The organism is Persicobacter diffluens (assembly GCF_036244895.1).
In the GTDB taxonomy this organism is placed as follows: Bacteria; Bacteroidota; Bacteroidia; order Cytophagales; family Cyclobacteriaceae; genus Persicobacter; species Persicobacter diffluens.
The window spans coordinates 160,270-179,337 of record NZ_BQKE01000001.1 but is presented as its reverse complement, the minus strand read 5'-3'; the positions used below and the strand labels follow the sequence as shown (position 1 = coordinate 179,337).

The 19,068-nt window shown below is 42.2% G+C and carries 18 protein-coding genes; 12 read left to right on the top strand and 6 right to left on the bottom strand.

Annotated features, from left to right (window positions below; translation table 11 throughout):
• The first annotated feature begins 35 nt into the window (after window positions 1-35).
• The 5 genes from AAA970_RS00720 (at window position 36) to AAA970_RS00700 (ending at window position 5,973) form a co-directional block, all read left to right on the top strand.
• Entirely contained in the window at window positions 36-515 is a 480-nt protein-coding gene (locus tag AAA970_RS00720) for a single-stranded DNA-binding protein (protein ID WP_338235605.1), read from the top strand.
• Between the two features lie 961 nt (window positions 516-1,476).
• The gene (gene gldE, locus AAA970_RS00715) at window positions 1,477-2,823 is read left to right on the top strand and encodes a gliding motility-associated protein GldE (protein WP_338235604.1); all 1,347 of its coding nucleotides are present in this window, start codon (window positions 1,477-1,479) and stop codon (window positions 2,821-2,823) included.
• Window positions 2,824-2,846: 23 nt separating this feature from the next.
• Window positions 2,847-3,425 (top strand): gliding motility lipoprotein GldD, encoded by a 579-nt coding sequence (gene gldD / locus AAA970_RS00710; RefSeq protein WP_053406263.1) that lies wholly within the window; start codon window positions 2,847-2,849, stop codon window positions 3,423-3,425.
• Window positions 3,426-3,450: 25 nt separating this feature from the next.
• A complete protein-coding gene (recG, locus tag AAA970_RS00705) occupies window positions 3,451-5,550 on the top strand; it encodes an ATP-dependent DNA helicase RecG (protein WP_338235603.1) in 2,100 nt (699 codons plus the stop codon).
• Window positions 5,551-5,682: 132 nt separating this feature from the next.
• Complete coding sequence (locus tag AAA970_RS00700; protein WP_338235602.1) at window positions 5,683-5,973, top strand: PLDc N-terminal domain-containing protein; 291 nt, start codon at window positions 5,683-5,685, stop codon at window positions 5,971-5,973.
• Here the strand turns inward: AAA970_RS00700 and AAA970_RS00695 are convergent.
• From AAA970_RS00695 to AAA970_RS00670, 6 genes are all read right to left on the bottom strand, one after another.
• Complete coding sequence (locus tag AAA970_RS00695; RefSeq protein WP_338235601.1) at window positions 5,970-7,232, bottom strand: oxygenase MpaB family protein; 1,263 nt, start codon at window positions 7,230-7,232, stop codon at window positions 5,970-5,972. The genes AAA970_RS00700 and AAA970_RS00695 overlap by 4 nt on opposite strands.
• A gap of 548 nt (window positions 7,233-7,780) precedes the next feature.
• Window positions 7,781-8,764: an aldo/keto reductase gene (locus AAA970_RS00690; RefSeq protein ID WP_338235600.1), complete on the bottom strand. Its 984-nt coding sequence runs from the start codon at window positions 8,762-8,764 to the stop codon at window positions 7,781-7,783.
• On the bottom strand, window positions 8,765-9,316 hold the full coding sequence (locus AAA970_RS00685) for a hypothetical protein (protein ID WP_338235599.1): 552 nt from the start codon (window positions 9,314-9,316) through the stop codon (window positions 8,765-8,767). It abuts the gene before it with no gap.
• A 298-nt stretch (window positions 9,317-9,614) separates the two neighbouring features.
• Window positions 9,615-11,495 (bottom strand): GAF domain-containing protein, encoded by a 1,881-nt coding sequence (locus AAA970_RS00680; RefSeq protein ID WP_338235598.1) that lies wholly within the window; start codon window positions 11,493-11,495, stop codon window positions 9,615-9,617.
• A gap of 104 nt (window positions 11,496-11,599) precedes the next feature.
• On the bottom strand, window positions 11,600-13,123 hold the full coding sequence (gene gpmI, locus AAA970_RS00675) for a 2,3-bisphosphoglycerate-independent phosphoglycerate mutase (RefSeq protein WP_338235597.1): 1,524 nt from the start codon (window positions 13,121-13,123) through the stop codon (window positions 11,600-11,602).
• Window positions 13,124-13,143: 20 nt separating this feature from the next.
• Complete coding sequence (locus AAA970_RS00670) at window positions 13,144-13,365, bottom strand: hypothetical protein (RefSeq protein WP_338235596.1); 222 nt, start codon at window positions 13,363-13,365, stop codon at window positions 13,144-13,146.
• Between AAA970_RS00670 and AAA970_RS00665 the strand changes: the two genes are divergently transcribed.
• The 7 genes from AAA970_RS00665 to AAA970_RS00635 all read left to right on the top strand — a co-directional run bounded on the left by AAA970_RS00665 (window position 13,366) and on the right by AAA970_RS00635 (window position 18,816).
• On the top strand, window positions 13,366-13,761 hold the full coding sequence (locus tag AAA970_RS00665; RefSeq protein ID WP_053406271.1) for a DUF4783 domain-containing protein: 396 nt from the start codon (window positions 13,366-13,368) through the stop codon (window positions 13,759-13,761).
• Between the two features lie 127 nt (window positions 13,762-13,888).
• Window positions 13,889-14,743, top strand: coding sequence for a carboxylating nicotinate-nucleotide diphosphorylase (gene nadC / locus AAA970_RS00660; RefSeq protein WP_338235595.1), 855 nt, complete (start codon window positions 13,889-13,891; stop codon window positions 14,741-14,743).
• A 28-nt stretch (window positions 14,744-14,771) separates the two neighbouring features.
• The gene (locus AAA970_RS00655) at window positions 14,772-15,287 is read left to right on the top strand and encodes a hypothetical protein (RefSeq protein ID WP_060685122.1); all 516 of its coding nucleotides are present in this window, start codon (window positions 14,772-14,774) and stop codon (window positions 15,285-15,287) included.
• A gap of 334 nt (window positions 15,288-15,621) precedes the next feature.
• Window positions 15,622-16,113, top strand: coding sequence for a regulatory protein RecX (locus AAA970_RS00650; protein WP_338235594.1), 492 nt, complete (start codon window positions 15,622-15,624; stop codon window positions 16,111-16,113).
• Window positions 16,110-16,775 (top strand): carotenoid biosynthesis protein, encoded by a 666-nt coding sequence (locus AAA970_RS00645; protein ID WP_053406275.1) that lies wholly within the window; start codon window positions 16,110-16,112, stop codon window positions 16,773-16,775. The genes AAA970_RS00650 and AAA970_RS00645 overlap by 4 nt, the downstream gene beginning before the upstream one ends.
• A gap of 54 nt (window positions 16,776-16,829) precedes the next feature.
• The gene (locus AAA970_RS00640; protein WP_053406276.1) at window positions 16,830-17,717 is read left to right on the top strand and encodes a MerR family transcriptional regulator; all 888 of its coding nucleotides are present in this window, start codon (window positions 16,830-16,832) and stop codon (window positions 17,715-17,717) included.
• A gap of 247 nt (window positions 17,718-17,964) precedes the next feature.
• A complete protein-coding gene (locus tag AAA970_RS00635) occupies window positions 17,965-18,816 on the top strand; it encodes a hypothetical protein (RefSeq protein WP_338235593.1) in 852 nt (283 codons plus the stop codon).
• Window positions 18,817-19,068: the final 252 nt, after the last annotated feature.

Here is a 19,068-nt window from a genome sequence, read left to right as displayed (position 1 = left end):
GACAAAAGAAAAATTATATATAAATAACATTTCATATGATCAATAAAGCAACAATACTCGGAAGGCTGGGCGCTGACCCTGAAGTTCGTCATCTGGAAAATGGAGTGATGGTCGCAAATATAAATGTGGCAACCACTGAGGTTTACAAAGACCGAAATACAGGAGAGCGCCGGGAATCTACGGAGTGGCACCGCATCGTGCTTTGGAGAGGCTTAGCTGATATTGCAGAGAAATATCTCAAAAAGGGAGATTTGGTGTATATAGAAGGAAAGATTGAAACGCGCTCTTATCAGGACCAAACCGGCGTTACTAAATACACCACAGATATTGTGGCACGTGAAATGAAATTGATGCCTAAGGCAAGACCTGAGGGAGCTCCGGCGCCTGCTGCAGCTCCAGCGAGCCAAAAGCCACAACCGGAAGTGATGCAACCTCAGACCAACACCATGGTCAATGATCCATTACAAGCTCCTGCAGCACCCAATACCGCCGTGGATGATGATCTTCCTTTTTAAAAAATACAATCGCCCTTCGGGGCGATTTTTTTTACCAAAAACTGAGCCCCGCCAACAAGCCGAAATTTCCCTGCTAAAATCCTCCTTTAGCTGCAAGGCAGGAAAATAAAGGAATTTTTCCTATTTCGTTTTTTCCAAGCAAGCAAATGAAGGAGGCGAAAGCAAGCTCTCCACAATTGGGGCAGTAAAAAAATCAGCAATACCAACACAATGGACTGATCATAAATTTTTTATCTTAGTTCACTAAATCTAGCGATAAATATTTCGGGTCACGGCTTTTACATAAAACCACAAATGGGCAAATTATAGGAATGATCTAGTTCCCGATGGGAGTCTATTTGATTTGAGCGCTTGTTTATGGGTTAACTTACTACCTTTTACAGTATTGACATTATGGTATAAAATCTTCCACATCAACCCTCCGGCCTTGATCAATGGGCGGATAGACAAAGGTTCTGCTGGCGACCAGAAGGCATCACAGCGACATTTCTGCAATACTTTACCAGTCTGGCGTCGTCTGCAAATGTCGCCTTGATGGATTCCGTCAGCAGGTTCCTTGTCCCGCCGAAATTGATCACAGCCTTGATTTTTTTGTTTCGTTTTTTATCAAGAAAAAATGAAAAAGAAACGATTAATTATACTATAAAAGGTATTGAATGGCTGATCTAGCTTTTTATGAAAAAGCCCTGTTAATCGGGTTAAGCTAGAATGACCGCTTAACTAAAGTCAAAAATCGGGAAAAATCATGATCCGGTTATCATTTAATAGACAATAAACACCGGCAATTTAGGAGGCAACAAAACCCAAGCTATTGGATTCTGCTTGAATGATTTTGAGAAAAATTAAATTACGCCGGCCGTGATTCCGGAGAATAACCGATAATCTTAAAGCCAAATTGCTTGGATTAGATTGAATTTCCCAATTTTTTTGTATTTTATCGAAAAACATCCTTTACACTAATTTGGAAACTTCCGCGATTGATGACCCCTACCCGTTGTACCTGGCAATAGGTAGCTTTTTTACAGGAGAATTTCTCTACTACAGCTTCAACGGCTTATTGATCATTGCGCTTTTGGTCATGTCTTTTATTGCCTCAGGATCTGAGGTCGCTTTCTTTTCTTTGGATACGGAAACCATCAAAAAATCTAAATCCGGAGACAGCGGAGACCGATTGGTTTACGAACTGATCAGCAAACCCAAAAGACTGCTCGCCAATATCCTGATCCTCAACAACTTCATCAACGTATCCATGGTACTCATTACCACAGTAATGGTTTGGCATGCGGTAGGAAGTGATGAGTCTGACGCCGGGGTAATTGCGCTCACCACTACCGGCCTTTCACTGGTCATCGTCTTTTTTGGAGAAATTATCCCAAAGGTTTTTGCCCGTCAGAATAATCTGAAATTCGCCAAATTCTCCGGCCGAATTTTAAAAGCTTCTGAATTTCTTTTCACGCCGCTTTCCTGGCTTTTAATGAGCTGGTCCAATATTATTGAAAGTCGTATTCAGCGAAAAGGCTATCAGATTTCGGCAGATGAAATTTATCACATCCTGGAACTGACAGAAAAAAGTACCTCTAAGGAAGAAAAGGACATTCTGAGAGGAATTGTCAATTTCAGCTCCCTGACCGTGAAACAGGTGATGAGAAGCCGAATGGACATCACCGCTTTTGAGTTGGAAATGGACTTCCATGAACTCATGGACAGTATCAACAAAAATAACTATTCCCGAATTCCGGTATTTAATGATACCATCGATAAGATAGAAGGTATTTTATATGTAAAAGACCTGCTGCCCCACATTGAGAAAGATGAACACTTTAAATGGCAGGAACTCTTAAGGCCGGCCTATTTTGTTCCTGAGCTCAAAAAAATTGATGGTTTATTGAAAGAATTTCAGGAAAAACGAGTGCACATGGCCATCATCGTTGATGAATATGGCGGAACCTCCGGGCTCATTACTCTGGAAGATATCATTGAAGAAATTGTTGGGGAGATCAAAGATGAGTATGATGATGAAGAAATTGCCTTTAAGGAAATTGACTCCAATACTTTTATCTTCGAAGGAAAAACTTCCCTGAATGATTTTGCCAAAGTGCTCGACATCGATATCAATGACTTCGAACCACTTAAAGGGGAAAGCGAGTCTTTAGGCGGACTGCTGCTTGAAATTAACCACAAACTGCCTAATGTAGGACAGGAAATAGCGGTTAATAACCTTAACTTTACCATCAATTCCGTGGACAAAAAGCGGATTAAGCGTGTAAGAGTAAAACGCACCCAAATGACGAAATCCGACAAAAACTAAGTCGAAAAGCCAAGCCCAAAATCATGAAATTAAGATATTATTTTTTTAGCATTTGCCTGCTGATAGGCGCTCAAGCCTGCAATGATCAAAGCTATTACCCAAAACCAACGGCTCTCTACCGTATCCCGCTGCCCGAACATGCATATATTTCCGCACCGGACAGCATGCCCTATGATTTTGAAATGTCTAAATATGCGGTGATTAAACCTGACACCTCCTGGATAGCAGAAGAGCATTGGATTCATGTGTTTTACCCGGAATTTGTGGCCGATATACAACTGACCTATAAGGCGATCGACTCTCAGGAAAAGCTGGAAGAATTCGTTAATGAAAGCTATCGCCTTACTCATAAACAACAAATAAAGGCCACGGCCATTGACGAAGGTACCTTCACCAGTGCGAATGGTCATTTAGTTAGTGTGGCGGCCATTGAGGGAGAAGTCCCAACGCAGTTTCAGTTTTTTACTACTGACAGCAGTAAGCACTTTCTCCGCGGGGCATTATATTTCAGAACAGCTACGGCCAATGATAGCCTCGCCCCGGTGATCCAGTATGTAACGGATGATATCTTCCATATGATGAACACACTGGAGTGGAAATAAAGACTTTTTTATAGCTGGGAAGGGAATGGTTGAGAATTTTTTCAATACAAAAATTGAATTTCTTAAAGGGGTTGGCCCAAAAAAGGCGGAAATTCTTAAGAAAGAACTGAATATTCACACAGTTGGAGATCTCATCCAGCATTACCCCTTCCGGCATGAGGATCGCTCTCAGTACCATCAGCTGGATCAAATTCAGTCCGACATGCCCTACATTCAGGTCAGAGGCTGGATCAGAAAGATTGAAACTATTGGCGAAAAACAAAAGCAACGATTGGTGGCCACATTCTCCGATGAGCACGGAAGCATTGAGCTGGTGTGGTTCAAAGGAGCCAAGTGGATTGAAAAACAACTAACTGTTGGGCAAGAGTTACTGGTTTTTGGGAAACCTCAATTATATGGGGCCAAGTTCAGCATTGCCCATCCGGAAATTGAGCTGGTGACCGAAACACACCAGCCCTCCGGGGGAGGACTTCAACCTATTTATCACACTACAGAGGTGATGAAAAGACGCTTCCTGGACAGCAAGGCACTTTCCAAATTAATGAAAACTGCTGTCAACCAGTCTCTGGAACACGTCAATGAAAGTCTGCCGGACTATCTGATGGAGCATTTCAAGCTGATTGACAAAAAAACAGCGCTCTGGCATATTCATTTCCCTCCCTCCATAGAGGCCCTTCAGAAGGCAAAGTTCCGATTAAAAACGGAGGAACTTTTCTTTCTACAATTACAGTTGCTCAAACTAAAAATTGCCCGCACAGACAAATTCAAAGGAATGGTGCTGAAAAGAACCAATTTGCTGAATACTTTCTATCAGCAACACCTGCCCTTTGATTTAACCGGCGCTCAGAAAAGAGTGATCAAGGAAATACATGCCGACATGGCTTCGGGCGAACAAATGAACCGGCTGGTGCAGGGAGATGTGGGCTCCGGGAAAACCATTGTTGCCTTTATCTCCATGTTGATCGCCGTTGCCAGCGGAACCCAGTCGGCCTTAATGGCCCCTACGGAAATTCTTGCCACTCAACACTATGAGGGACTGAAACCCTTTGCTGATATGATGGGGGTGACCATTGAATTACTCACCGGCTCCACCCGTACAGCCAAAAGAAGGATCATTGATGAAAACCTTCGGTCCGGCGAACTCAAAATAATCGTAGGTACGCATGCCCTTTTGGAAGATACCGTTCAATTCAAATTATTAGGACTGGCTATTGTGGACGAGCAACACCGTTTTGGAGTAGCCCAAAGAGCTAAATTATGGAATAAAAACGCAGGAATTTACCCTCATATTCTGGTGATGACCGCCACGCCCATTCCGCGTACACTTGCGATGACACTATATGGTGACCTGGATGTTTCGGTTATTGATGAACTTCCCGCCGGAAGGAAACCCATACAGACTTTTCATATGAATGACAGCGGGCGCCTTCGGGTCAATGGGTTCATTAAAAAGGAAATTGAAAAGGGAAGACAGGTTTATATTGTATATCCGCTGATAGAAGAATCGGAAACATTAGACATCAAAGATCTACAGGACGGTTATGAAAGCATTTGCAGGGCATTTCCCGAAAACCACATCAGTATTGTCCACGGCCGCATGAAACCGGAAGACAAAGAATTTGAAATGCAGCGGTTTATCAAAAATGAAACCCAAATCATGGTCGCCACCACTGTAATTGAGGTAGGGGTGAATGTGCCTAACGCTTCGGTAATGATCATTGAAAATGCAGAACGATTTGGGTTGGCGCAGTTGCACCAGCTCAGAGGAAGGGTAGGCCGGGGTGCTGAGCAATCTTATTGTATTTTAATGAGTAAGGAAAAACTAAGCAAAGAGGGAAAAGTCAGAATGGAAACTATGGTGCGCACCAATAATGGATTTGAAATTGCAGATGTTGACCTTAAACTCAGAGGCCCGGGAGATATCAGCGGCACGCAGCAAAGTGGGGTATTAGACCTGTTAATAGCGGATTTAGCAACAGATGGCGCCCTTCTACAGGCGGCAAGAGATGCTGCAAAAAGAATACTGGAAAGGGATCCTGAATTAGCCCATCCCAAGAACCAACCCATCCTTAGCCATATTAATTCCCTTAAAAAGACAACTACCAATTGGGGGAGAATAAGTTAAAAATCATTTTTAGATATCTTATTATCATTAAAATTATTGACTTTCTCCTCAATTAATTGTACTGAAAAACTAATTCTTAATTAATCATACAGATTTGCCTGAAACGTACCTTTGTATTGGAGGAAAATCAATATGAAAAAATTCGTTTCAGAAGCTTATAATGCCTTCCCGCTAAAAGCATTAACGGTTATCAGCTGCATGTTGATGCTCGTTATTCTTGCGCTTTCTCTTTTCGAATACCAATTAAGCTCCTATTTTTTTCTTGGGTCTCAGATCGGGCTGTTCATTACCTGGATAATTTCTATGGCCTATATCTATTTATTTAATAAAGAAAAGAGAACCATTTGGATGGTTTTCATGATCCTCCTTCCTTTTATCACACCCATTGCCTATTTGTTAAGAGGCTCCATAAAAAACCGTTAATCTAACTGCCATTTGGGCTTTCGGCCTGAAATAGTCAGTTTCCATTTATCCCAAAAACGAAGGGATCTTCTTTCATACCAACCTCCAGGATGCGGAGCAACATACCGATGCTTCAGCGAAGGAGAGAGGTAAAAAGCAATTTCCGAGGAGCCATTATAATAATGCATTGCAGCCTGTAAAAAGCTATTATTAAAAATTTCCACCAGTCTTCTCATCTTCGCTGGCCTGTCCAGGAGCTCATCATACGCCCCCACAAAGTGGCGAAAAAGCAGGCTTACTTTTTTTTCCAGGTGATGAGGTTCCACCTGCAGGTTGATGGCCTTAGATAGTTCCTTTCCTATAAAAAACTCAATTAAAATTGCGGGCACATCATCGAGAATATTTCCTGGAATCACATATTCAAAAAACTCAATCAGGGATTTGGTCAGGACTTCACCTGCTTTGGAGGCTAATCGCTGATCCTGCAAAATAGACATCCCGGTGCGTTTTCCCTCCTGATAAGTATGTGGGATCAATTCGGCTTGCACGCCCATCAAATGCCCCACTACTTTCCATACATGCAGATAGGCCTCCACTTCCTCATCTTTTAGCGCAATGCCCAATTGTTCCAAACCCATTAGAGGAAAAACGGAAAAAGACAAAAGCGTGCCCAGCATATCCTCCTGATTAATGGGCATTCCAAAATGATCTACCTCCCATCCTGCAGGATCTTTCAGTATTCTCGCACGGACCACCGCATGCATTAATCGTACTTTTTGTATGGATCGAATTCCCTTACCCTTTTTCCCTAGACCACCATCGGTCATGATGTCCAGTACAAACTGAGAGGTCTCCATTAACCTCCTGACAAAAGGCTGCAGATTCTTTTGCTGCATTTCAAACTGCCCGGTGCGGTGCAACACTTCCGCCCCCAGACCACAGGCATAAGTGGCCGGAAGGGATTTCAACAACAATAGCATGGAAATCAGCGTTCCGTGCTGCTGGAAAAAGCGCTCCCCTTTGGCGATTAATTGAGCATCAGCGAAATCGGGTAGGGAAGAGGTATGGGCAAAGTAGGTTTTTAAATAATCAGGAATCTGATCTTCAGGAAAATGCTTATTCGATTTGAGTTGATCAAAGAGGGCATTGACTTTGGCAATCTGAGCATAACCTCCTTCCACTATGGGGGCTATGGCCTCATCAGCTAAAGGGTCGGCCAGCAAGCGTAAAGGCTTCCAATCTATATTTTTGGGCTTAGGGTTTTGTGTCAATTCAGGCATCTGTCAGGTTTTAGTTTTGAAACATCCCTGAAGATAATATTTTATATGATATCCAACTGATTTTTAAGCGCCTGTTTAACCCGGATTATTCATGCTTCAATACTCGTTTAGCTGCAAGGCGGGAAAAATGAAGGAATAGTTTTCTATTTCGAGTTTTTTCCAACGAAGCAGATGAATGAGGAGAAAGCAAGCTTGCCCAAATTTGGGCTATTAAAAATCAACCCGAAGGGATATAACACTCTGATAATTAGAGAATTAAAGCAAGCCCCTGAATCTAGCGGTGAATAATTCGGGTTAAACCCAATATTTGCGCTCTAAAATGGAAAAAGCAGCAGCCACAATCAATAATTGGGAGAAAATGCGTGACTATCATCTGAAAATGATCCACAACCCCATGACCGCTTTTAATAATCTGAAATCACCCCCAATTGGGCTACTTTTAAAGGCGCTCTAAAAGGAAGAATTTCATCTTATTTCAGGAAACTTCCCTTCCTCAAACTAACCAAGAAGATAAAAAAGAAAGAGATTTACCTTTGCCCGAGGGTAAGCTAGTTCCAGGATAAACTTTTTCGCTTACCCCAATAATCCTCCGAAACCATCGCCATGGCGCGCAGTAAATCCATATCCTCCTGATCCAGCCGAACCGAATTCGCCCATACATTAGATTCAAGATGCGCCACCGTACTCGCGCCACTCAACACCACATCGGCCCAGTCCTGATGCAAAACAAAGGCCAGGGCAATGGCGTCCATTCCCACCTGATGTTTCCAAGCCATTTGCTTAAGATCACTGACAAAAGGCTCCTCCTGATTTCGGGAAGTCAGGCGCCCATTGGCCACCGCCTCTTTTATGATGACTCCCATTCCTGCTTCATGAGCCGTCTGAAGCATGCGCTCTGCAGAGGTTTCCAATACATTATAAGTGGCCTGCACGGCATCAAACAACCTTTGCCCGTCTATGGAAATATTCATGGCTTCCTCCAAAACTTCAGCCTGCTGAGCACCACTCAGAGAAAGACCAATCCGAATACCCTTTTGCTCCTTTAATTCCTGAAGCGCCTGATGCACGGCTGAATTGGTCAGGATGCCACTGTCCAAAGTAGCAGAGTGTACCTGATATAAATCTATATGGCTTCCCAAATGCTGCTCACTTTCCAGCCATTGTTGCTGAAATCGACCAAGGGAATGATCCTTCACCTCATGTACCTCCGCCTCAATTTCCCAATCCGCCACATAATAATAGCCCCATTTGGAGCCCACGCTAATTTCCTTCGGATTGAACGTCTTTAGCCAATTCCCCATGAATTGTTCCCCAAGGCCGTAACTTCTGGCAGTATCAAAGTAGCGGATTCCGGCAGCATAAGCCGCCTCCAGCACCTGATGGGTACGGGCTTCCATTTCTGCCTGATTATAATTCCGCTGCAAATCTTCTGCATGACCTAAATTAATATAGGCCGGACGCCCCAAAGCCGCGGTACCAATCCCCAAGCGACTGACTTTTATGCCCGTTTTCCCTAAATCTCTTAATTCCATTTACCAAAGAGGTTTAATTTCTACCGTATAAGTTACCGTATCCTGCATGACGACTTTCGTCAGCCCATGGACTTCATAGGAAATTAACTGGTCGTCCTTCCATTTCAGGCTGATTTTTCGGTTGGCTTTGTGCACCAGCGTTTCCCCTCTAAGATAGGCCACTAAACTGTTCATGCCATCCCGATCCTGGACCTCCAGGGAAATCACACTGGCTTTAGTATCTTCATTGAGCAGCTCATAACGAAGGCTTTGACCCAATGAATCCACCTTATAAAGCCCCTCCAAAACAGGTTTATTTAAATCAATATCATCCAGTAATTTGAACTGGTTTTCCCAATTCACTGATGGCCCCTCTATTTTCACCTTTTCTACTTTTTGACCAATGGCCACATACTGTTCAACCGCAGGCTGCACCTTTTCCAAATGATTTTTCAGCCTGTTTTCCACAGTTTTCACATCAAAATAAGCAGGGCTTTCTTCTTTCTTCGGATCCATATTACAGGAAGAAAGCAATACCGCTAAGGCAAAAGCGATTGATAAGGAAAGTCTCATTGAGTTTGTTTTAATGAAGGGGCAATAAATAAAAAAATCAATCCAAATAAAAATCCGGCAACTCACCGGAATCAATGGATTAAACCGAATTAAGCAAGCTTACATCCTCGGTTAGCTATAAGGCGGAAAAAATGAAGGAATTTTTCCTATTTCGAGCTTTTTCCAACGAAACAGATGAATGAGGAGAAAGCAAGCTCACCCAAATTTGAACTATTTTTAAATCAGAAATAACGTTTTCAACACACTGAAAATAAACACCCTGAACAAGATAATGGAATCTGGGGGTACAGCATTCGGCTTATGCTTTCAAACCACTGGCTGAAGTGGATTTCCTTCTGATCCAGATCCACACTTCTCCTTTCCATTCCAAATGACCCCTTTCTTCCCAAAAGCCGTCCTCTTCGAACAAACAAGGCGTTTCAGACTGGAGTGTTTGCTGATCTCTGCTCTGGAACTCTGCTAAAAGACGGCTATCCTTCACCAGCTGCATATCCTGTCGGCCCAATACTTCTTCTACCTCATGGTAACCAAGGTGCTCTGCGAACAACTTGCTGAGCATTTCATACTGTCCATTCACTTTCTTCACCGCCCAGGATTGGTCACCTCCGGATAATTTAGTCAGAATCATTTCATTGAATTCCAGTTTATCCTGAATCTGCTTGGTCGATGTTTTTTGCTCCTGTTGCAAACGGCTCATTTGTTCATGGGTCGCCTGCATCTCTTCCATATTCTGACGCAATTCCTCTTCCTGCGCCCTCATCTGTTCGGCCTGTTCCTGCGTTTCTCTCAATAATTTGGAGGTTTGCTCATTGGTTCGCGCATTATAGATGGTCATGGCAATAGACTGGGCCGCCTCCTCTAAGAAATCTAATTGATGCTGATCAAAGGAGTGAAAAGAAGCCAGCTCCAGAATTCCTTCTACCTGATCATTATTCTTCAGGGGTAATACCAACAAAGCGCGCGGACGGGCATCTCCCAAACCGGAGGTAATTCGAATAAAATCTTCCGGAATCTCAGTCATATAAACCGTTTTCTGTTCCAAAAACACCTGCCCTACAAGCCCCTCACCGATTTTGATCTGTCCCTGCTCATACTTTTTCCTACTGAAAGCATAAGTGGCCGTTTGGTCTAAATAGCCCGCCCCTCCAACTTCCTGATATACATAAAAAGTGCCTTGAACAGCACCCAAATAACTTACTAATTGCGGAAGCAACTGATCTCCTAAATGAGCCAGATTATCAAAGTCATTCCGAATTATATTCGTTAAAGCCGCCAGGCCCTCAATCTTCCAAAGGCGTTGTTTCTCTTCCACCGCCACCGACTTCAATTGCTGGCGCATATGAATCAGGGAATTTCCCAAAAGATCATCCTCCCCCTGTGCTGCATAATCTTCCTCCAGATTACCTTCTCCTACCTGATTGGCAAAATTAGAAGCTGCCTTCAGGTTGTCACCCACTTTGGATAAGGACTGGCTTAGTTTTTTGAAGTCCTTCAGGTGAGTCACCAAATATTTTTCAGGTAATTGACCCGTTGCCATAGAATCTAGCAGAGTGCTTAACTTTTGTATTGGTTTCTTCACCAATTTAATGGTGTACACCAAAAAACCGATAATCTGTAAAAACAAAAACAAAAGGAAAAAAATATAAGAACGGGTCAGCCAACTAATATCCTTATTGGTTACATTAATATGAGCAGAAAGGTGATCATCAATTTCTTTTTCCAAATGCATCAACTGCTTTTTCATTAATTGGCCTTCTAGAATTACCTCTGAATTCATATTATTAGCTTTATAGCTTTTCATGAATCCCTCATTTTGTTTTAACAAGAGCGCCAACTTCTTATTTAATTCTTGGTTCTGAATGTATTCAAGGGCAATCTGCGCTGCTGCTAAAGAACCATTATAATCTGAAAAAGCCTGAACTGCTTTGTCTTCTATTGTATGGCCTTCCGCTTCTTGAATAAGCGATAATACCAGTAAATCACTTACAGCACTTTCCATATCTGCAATCGCAAAGCGGAGGGGAGTATAACCTTGTTCTTCAACTATTCTTCTGTCACTAATATCTTTTTTGAGGCTCAGAATTTTTATAGCAGGCAGGATACTAATGATAACAACGATCCCGAAAAAAATCAAATAGCGTTCAGCCAATGATTTCTCCTTAGAAAGCAAAAGATTCATAATGGGTATTTTTTAACTAAAAAACACAAATTTCATAAAAAAAGCCTAATCAATCTAATGATCAGGCTTTTTAATTTTTTCTTTATTTTATTTTAGGATAATTCTTAGATCAAGCAATCACCCGTCATGTCTGCAGGCTGCTCAATGCCCATCAATTTCAAAATGGTTGGTGCTACATCACCCAACTTACCATCTTTCACAGGACCGTTGAATTCCTTATCGATAATAACACAAGGAACCGGGTTTGTGGTGTGAGCAGTGTTAGGCGTACCATCATTATTCACCATGAAGTCAGAGTTACCGTGATCCGCTAACAATACAATAGAATAATCATGCGCTAATGCTTCGTTTACTACAGCTTCAGCACACTTATCTACTGTTTCGGCTGCTTTCACTGCTGCTTCAAATACACCGGTATGACCTACCATATCCGTGTTCGCGAAGTTCAAACAAACGAAATCAGGCCATTCGTTCTGAATCTCAGGGATAATGGCATCACGGATATCTTCCGCAGACATTTCCGGCTTCAAATCGTAAGTGGCCACCTTTGGAGATGGGCAAAGCAAACGCTTCTCCCCTTCAAATTCAGCCTCACGACCACCAGAGAAGAAGAAGGTTACGTGTGGGTATTTCTCCGTCTCGGCAATACGGATTTGCTTACGACCCGCCTTCTCGATTACCTCACCAATCGTGTTGGTCAGGTTATCTTTATCGAAAATTACAGATACGTTCTTGAAAGTAGCATCGTAATTCGTCAACGTCACATACTTCAGTTTCAAAGGCGTCATGTCCTGCTCGGGGAAAGCTTCCTGCGTCAATGCCTTAGAAATCTCACGACCACGGTCCGTACGGTAATTGAAGCAGATCACTACATCATCCTCTTCAATTTTCGCGATTGGGTTACCCGCAGCATCTGTATTTACGATTGGCTTGATGAACTCATCCGTTACATCCGCATCGTAAGAAGCCTGAATCGCCGCAGGTACGTCGGTAGTTTTTTCACCAACCGCATTTACCATTACATCATAAGCCAATTTCACGCGCTCCCAACGGTTATCACGGTCCATGGCAAAGTAACGACCTACTACTGAAGCCAACTGACCGGTAGTCTCCGCCATATGAGCAGTCAAGTTCTCCAAATGACCTTTTCCTGACTTAGGATCGCAGTCACGACCATCCGTAAAAGCATGAACGAAAACATTTTCTTTCAAGCCTTTTTCTGCCGTGATCGACAACAAGCCTTTCAGGTGGTTGATGTGAGAGTGAACCCCTCCATCCGAAACCAAACCAATGTAGTGAACTTTCTTGTTGTTCTCCTTGGCATAGTTCAACGCTTCTACCAACACCTCATTGTTATCCAATGTGTGCTCTTCGATAGATTTGTTAATCTTTACCAAATCCTGATACACAATACGGCCTGCCCCAAGGTTCATGTGACCAACCTCAGAGTTACCCATTTGGCCCTCAGGAAGACCTACCAACAAACCGGATGCTTCCAGTTTGGAGTGGGAGTACTTACCATAAAGAGAATCTACAAATGGAGTTTGTGCTTTGTCGATCGCTGATACCTCTGGATTTGGAGCAATTCCCCATCCGTCAAGGATCATAAGGATAACTTTCTTATTCATGACAATTCTTTATTGTGAAATTAGATTTTTTCAACTGTTGGCAGTTTGCTGACGATTTTCCCAAGGGATTTCACCAGCAAAATGTGATACAAAAATAACAGAATGCATTGGGGCGCAAGATGATCTAAATCATTATAATAATCAATTAAAGGTAAATTTAAAGCCCAAGGATCAGGATTAACAATAGAATTATTATATTGTAACTTCTTTGCTAAATATTGAATTTTCCATTCAACCAGCATATGAGAAAATTTTATCCCATTTTCCTATTACCGATACTCCTGTGCATTGGCTTTCAGGGGCATGCGCAAAATGATGTTTTGCAAAAAGTACGCACCGCCCTTAAAACCGGAAACGCCAAAGAACTCAGCCGGCATGTTCACCAGAACGCCGAGCTTACTTTTGATGGCGAAAAAGCTAATTATAGCCGGACACAGGCCGAGTTCGTGTTAAAAGACTTCTTTAAGAAGAATCCCCCCGTGGATTTTCAATATGTTCATCAAGGCACTTCTCGTGAGGGCCTGAAGTACAGTATTGGAAAATATGAGACGCAAACCGCTACTTATCGGGTCTATATGTTCGTCAAGCCCTATGACGGCAACTATTATGTAGACACCATTGATTTCAGTAAGGAATAAATTAAGGAACACCTTATATTAGGTAAAGCTCCCTGTGAGCCAGGGATATATCTCCCGACTATCGTCATAATTTTTTAACTCTTTATGGACGCTTGTCATTTGTGGCCTTAATTTATACTTTTGCACCATGTTAGCATATTTGACTGAAGAAACTTTGGAACAGTGCATTCGCACTGCGATAAAGGAGGATATTGGAGATGGTGACCATTCAACGCTAGCAGCTATTCCGGAAGATGCGCAATCAAGGGCGCAGATGATCATCAAAGATGATGGCATTATTGCCGGACTGGAAGTTGCCAAGCGGGTGTTCAATATCGTAGAACCTCGATTAAAAGTGAGCCTTAAGAAGCATGATGGTGATCATGTGAAATTTGGCGATATAGCGTTGATTGTGGAAGGGCCTGTTCGGGGTATTCTTACTGCAGAGCGCATTGTTTTGAATTTTGCACAGCGCATGAGTGGCATTGCCACGCGCACGCATCGCATTAGCCAGCTTATTGAAGGGACCAACACCCGACTACTGGACACCCGTAAAACCACGCCAAATGTGCGAATCATGGAAAAATGGGCGGTTCATATTGGTGGGGGAAAAAATCACCGTTTCGGTTTGTACGATATGATCATGCTGAAGGACAATCATAATGATTATGCCGGAGGGATCAGACAATCCGTTACCGCAACCCAAAAATACCTGAAAGAAAAAGGGCTGGACCTTCGCGTAGAAGTGGAAACCCGAAATTTGGAAGAGGTGAAGGAATGCCTGGAAGTGGAAGGCATTGACGTGATCATGCTGGACAATATGCAGCCCGACATGATGCGGGAAGCCATTGCCCTGATTGACGGCAAATGCCAGACGGAAGCATCCGGTGGTATAACGGAAGAGAATATTCGTGAAATGGCCGAAACCGGAGTGGATTTCATTTCCGTGGGTGCACTAACACATTCCTTTAAAAGTTTAGACATTAGCTTGAAAGCATTCTAAGTCAATTGACTTATTATCATTTACAATTATGATCATAAAGACCAAAAAAATTCAACTGGACAAAAACGAGTACATCAAAATGGCGATGTTGCACACCCTGAAAAAACAATGGTGGGTGGCGCTTATTTTTCTGGCCATTTGCTGCGGAGGATTTCTAACCCCAGGTTACCTGGGTTGGTGGATTGGTGGTGCTGTTGTGGCCCTGATCCTCTACGTTTTATTTTGGATGATCCAGTTTGCAGGCCTTACTCAGATGGAGCAGGGGCAATTACTTTTTGAAAAGCTCTTCTATGAAATCACCAGTCAGCAGATCCTGATCAAGATGAATGAAAGACAGGGAATGCCGATGAAGTGGGAGCAGGTTCAGGAAATTATCAAGAGTGAAGATGCTTACGAATTGTGGGTATCCAAAGCACAATTGATTCATTTGCCTTTTAAGGCTTTTAAAGGCGAGCGAGAATTCAGCTTCATGGAAAGTGCCATTTTCGATCGCAAGTTTGACAAAAAAGGCAAAAACAAATGGGTGCTTAAGCAAGCTTCCTGATGATCATAAAAAATTATGAAAAGCGGCCAGGCCGCTTTTTTTATGCATAAAAAAACCCCATCCAACTAAAGACGGGGTTTTAACAGACGGTCCGTGCGTTTTCATTTTATTCATTCAATAATCATCAGATTTGGGTGTGCATCTACGATGGATACACTGGACTCATCCCAAGCACGTGACTAGTAAACGTCTGTGTTTTTATAATATTAACCGCTCAAATAAATTTTCGGATAGCCAAAAGGACATTTTTTCACTATTTTCCTCTAAAGTTTAAAACAAAAAATGGCTAAATAATATCTAAAGCATTCTTTTCCAATAATTTGACGAAAATCCCATGCACGCTAACCGCCCTGACTATAAGAGTATTTATTTAAAAGCCGCCAATTACTGTGCTTATCAGGACCGTTGTACGGCTGAGGTAAGTGAGAAACTGCAGAAATGGGGACTGGAAGATGAAATGCTGGAGGCCGCCATTGAGCAGTTAATAGCGGAGAAATACTTAGATGAGGAGCGCTTTTGCCGGTCTTATGTCAGGGGAAAATTTTATTATCAAAAATGGGGAAAACAGAAGATCCGCCAAGCTTTAAAACTCAAGCAGGTGAATGATGCGCTGATACAGTCGGCTTTGGAAAATGAAATCAAGCCAGAAGATTATGATGAGGTTTTGTTGAAAATCCTTTATCGAAAATACCATCAACTGGAAAAAGAAACAGATCCCTACAAACGTAAAATGAAAACGGTTCAGCATGCCGCCCAAAAGGGCTTTGAATCCTCCATCATTTTTTGCCTGATTGACGAAGCCATTGAAATGGAAGACGACTCATGAACCTTATCAAACACCTCCATTTTTCGAATTACAAAAGTGCGGCCAGGCCGCTGTTAGTACTGCTGGCCACTATGCATTTAGCCGGCGTCATTGGATTGACTTTTGAATACAGCCGTCCTTACTTTCAGTTATTAACCCCACTCAATCTGCTGTTTTCCAATTTTGTCCTGTTTCAATTTCACCACAACAAAACACGGGGCTTTTATTTGTTCGCCTTTTCCGCTTTTACCGTCGGACTTCTTATGGAAATGATTGGCGTCAACACCGGATTAATATTCGGCCAGTACCAATACGGACAAACCCTCGGCCTCAAAATATTCCACACCCCCTTAACCATTGGACTGAACTGGTTCAGTCTGGTGTATGGGAGTTCTTACCTTTTTCAACAATTAAAAATTCACCAGCTCTTCAAAGCGGCCCTGGCTGCTGGCACCATGGTCACACTGGATATATTTATTGAACCGGTGGCCATGGCCCTGGATTTCTGGAATTGGGAAAATGAAACCATCCCCTTTCAGAACTATTTGGGCTGGTTTATTATCGCCTTCCTATTGTCTAACCTTTATTATATATTGGTTAAAAAAAGTAAGAATCCCGTTTCATCCATTTTTTTTATCATTCAAGGGCTTTTTTTCATTTTTTTATGGGCTTTACTGCGCTAAACGGCGTACAAGCCGTTATTGGATTATATTTGTAAGCCCCTAACCATCTGCGATATGTCTAACTATTCAATTAAAGATTTAGAACTTCTTTCCGGTATTAAAGCTCATACATTACGTATTTGGGAACAGCGATATAATTTCCTTAAACCCCAAAGAACAGACACCAATATCCGCTATTATACCGATCGGGATCTGAAGTTAATACTGAATGTATCGCTGCTGAAAGAAAACGGCCTGAGAATTTCGAATATTGCCAAAATGGAGGAATCGGAAATGCGAGACCACGTCATTCGCATCACCGATTCAAAAACCACTTATCCGGAACAGATCTACGCCCTGACACTGGCCATGGTGGAGTTAGACGAAGAGCGCTTTGAGAAAATCATGGGAAGCAATATCCTTAAATATGGCTTCGAAAATACCATGGTGAACATTATCTATCCTTTTATGGCCCGGGTAGGTCTGTTATGGCAAACCGGTGGAATTAATCCGGCTCAGGAGCACTTTATCAGTAATCTGGTACGTCAAAAACTGATGGTCGCCATCGACAGTCAGTATGTAAGTAATTCCGAGTTTAAGCATAAATATATGCTCTTCTTGCCTGATGGAGAATTACATGATATCGGGCTGCTATTCGCGAATTATCTGCTCCGAAACCGTAAAAATAAAACCTTCTACCTCGGACAGAGCCTCCCTTTTGAAGAATTAACCTCCATTTTTGAGATCCATCAGCCAGATTTCCTGCTCACCATCATCACCTCTGTGCCAGGCAGCTATTTGGAAGTGCAAAAATTCGTGGACAATATGTCTGCCGCTTTCCCCAAAACCACCATTTTAATCAGTGGGCCTCAGGTAGTTGGACAGGGAATTATTGAACCAGAAAATGTGATTGTACTTAATAAATTCCAGGACCTGGTAGATTTTATTGAAGAGCAGGAATAGGCAGCTTCCACATTTTTGCCCATGCCGAAAGCCACCATACTGCCCTGATCGGCACGCTCAGGCGTTTACAAAAACCCTCTAAAATAGCCCTGGTTTCATTTCATTGAAAATCAATCATTTACCTTAAACAATTCATATTTATTTTCAGTATTGTGTGAGATTAGATAACTTTCGAAGGATTTTCTTTACTTTTGAGAGTACCATGTAATAAAAATTGCTTTTCGGAACCCTCGCACTGCATTGACCAATGAAATTAAAATTTTACTTCATCGCCTTTTTTGCACTAATTTTTTGTTCAAATGATGCTTTAGCCCAAGGTCGGATTCCCTCTAAAGGATATAGCCATCATACAAACCTAAGAAGTGCATGGTCTTTTGGACTTTCCACCGGAACCTCGCTGTTCAATACAGATGCCGTAAAATTGGGAAGTGGACATCAGCCTATATACAACTTCACAGGAGGTATCAATATTGACTATCAATTTAACAACCGATGGTCTGTGGCTGGACATTTTAATTTTTTCAACCAAAATTTCGATGGCGGGACATATCCGGATTCCCTGGCCTTTCACTCCCGAAATGTTGAATACTATGTCGCCTTCAAAAGAAAGTTATTGACCAATGTAAACGCATTGAAAGCAACCCATTATTGGGATCTGCATATCTTTGCCGGTGTGGGAAACGTGTTTTTCAACCATTTCGATGGCGATAAAAGGGCTGAGAAATCTCATGGCTATATTATAGGCGCTCCAACAGATGACGGTAGCTATAACATTAGTGCCTATGAATATGCGCAATTAGGCATTATCCTTCCCGTGGGAATAGGTTTTAATTACTATTTCTCAGATAAAATGGGCTTCCATTCTGAAGTAGGATACCGATTCACTTCCACTAACTTTTTGGATGGCATAAAAACCAATACCCCGAGACTGGACCAATACCTTCAAGTGAGTGTGGGATTAACTTATCGCCCATGGTCCAATTCAGGCACTAAATACCTGTATAACCAACACTTGAATGGGAAAAAGAAAAGTCACAGAAGGAACTTGCCTAAAAAATCTAAAGGGAAACGATATAAATCCACCAACAAACGGGAATAAGGATTTTGAAGTTATCCACAAACAAAAGGGTTTTCCACAATCTTAATGTGGAAAACCCTTTTTTATTCCCCAAAAAATCTACCAAGCGCATTTTTACGTGAATAAAATCAATACTTCCATCATGTTTCACGAAAATATGTGGAAAAGACCCATGCAATCCACCAATTTATCCACTTATCCACATACTCAGGGGTAGTTATGCACAAAATTAACCTGAGCCGAAATATTCATCCTTTATTCTTCCTTTGGTGG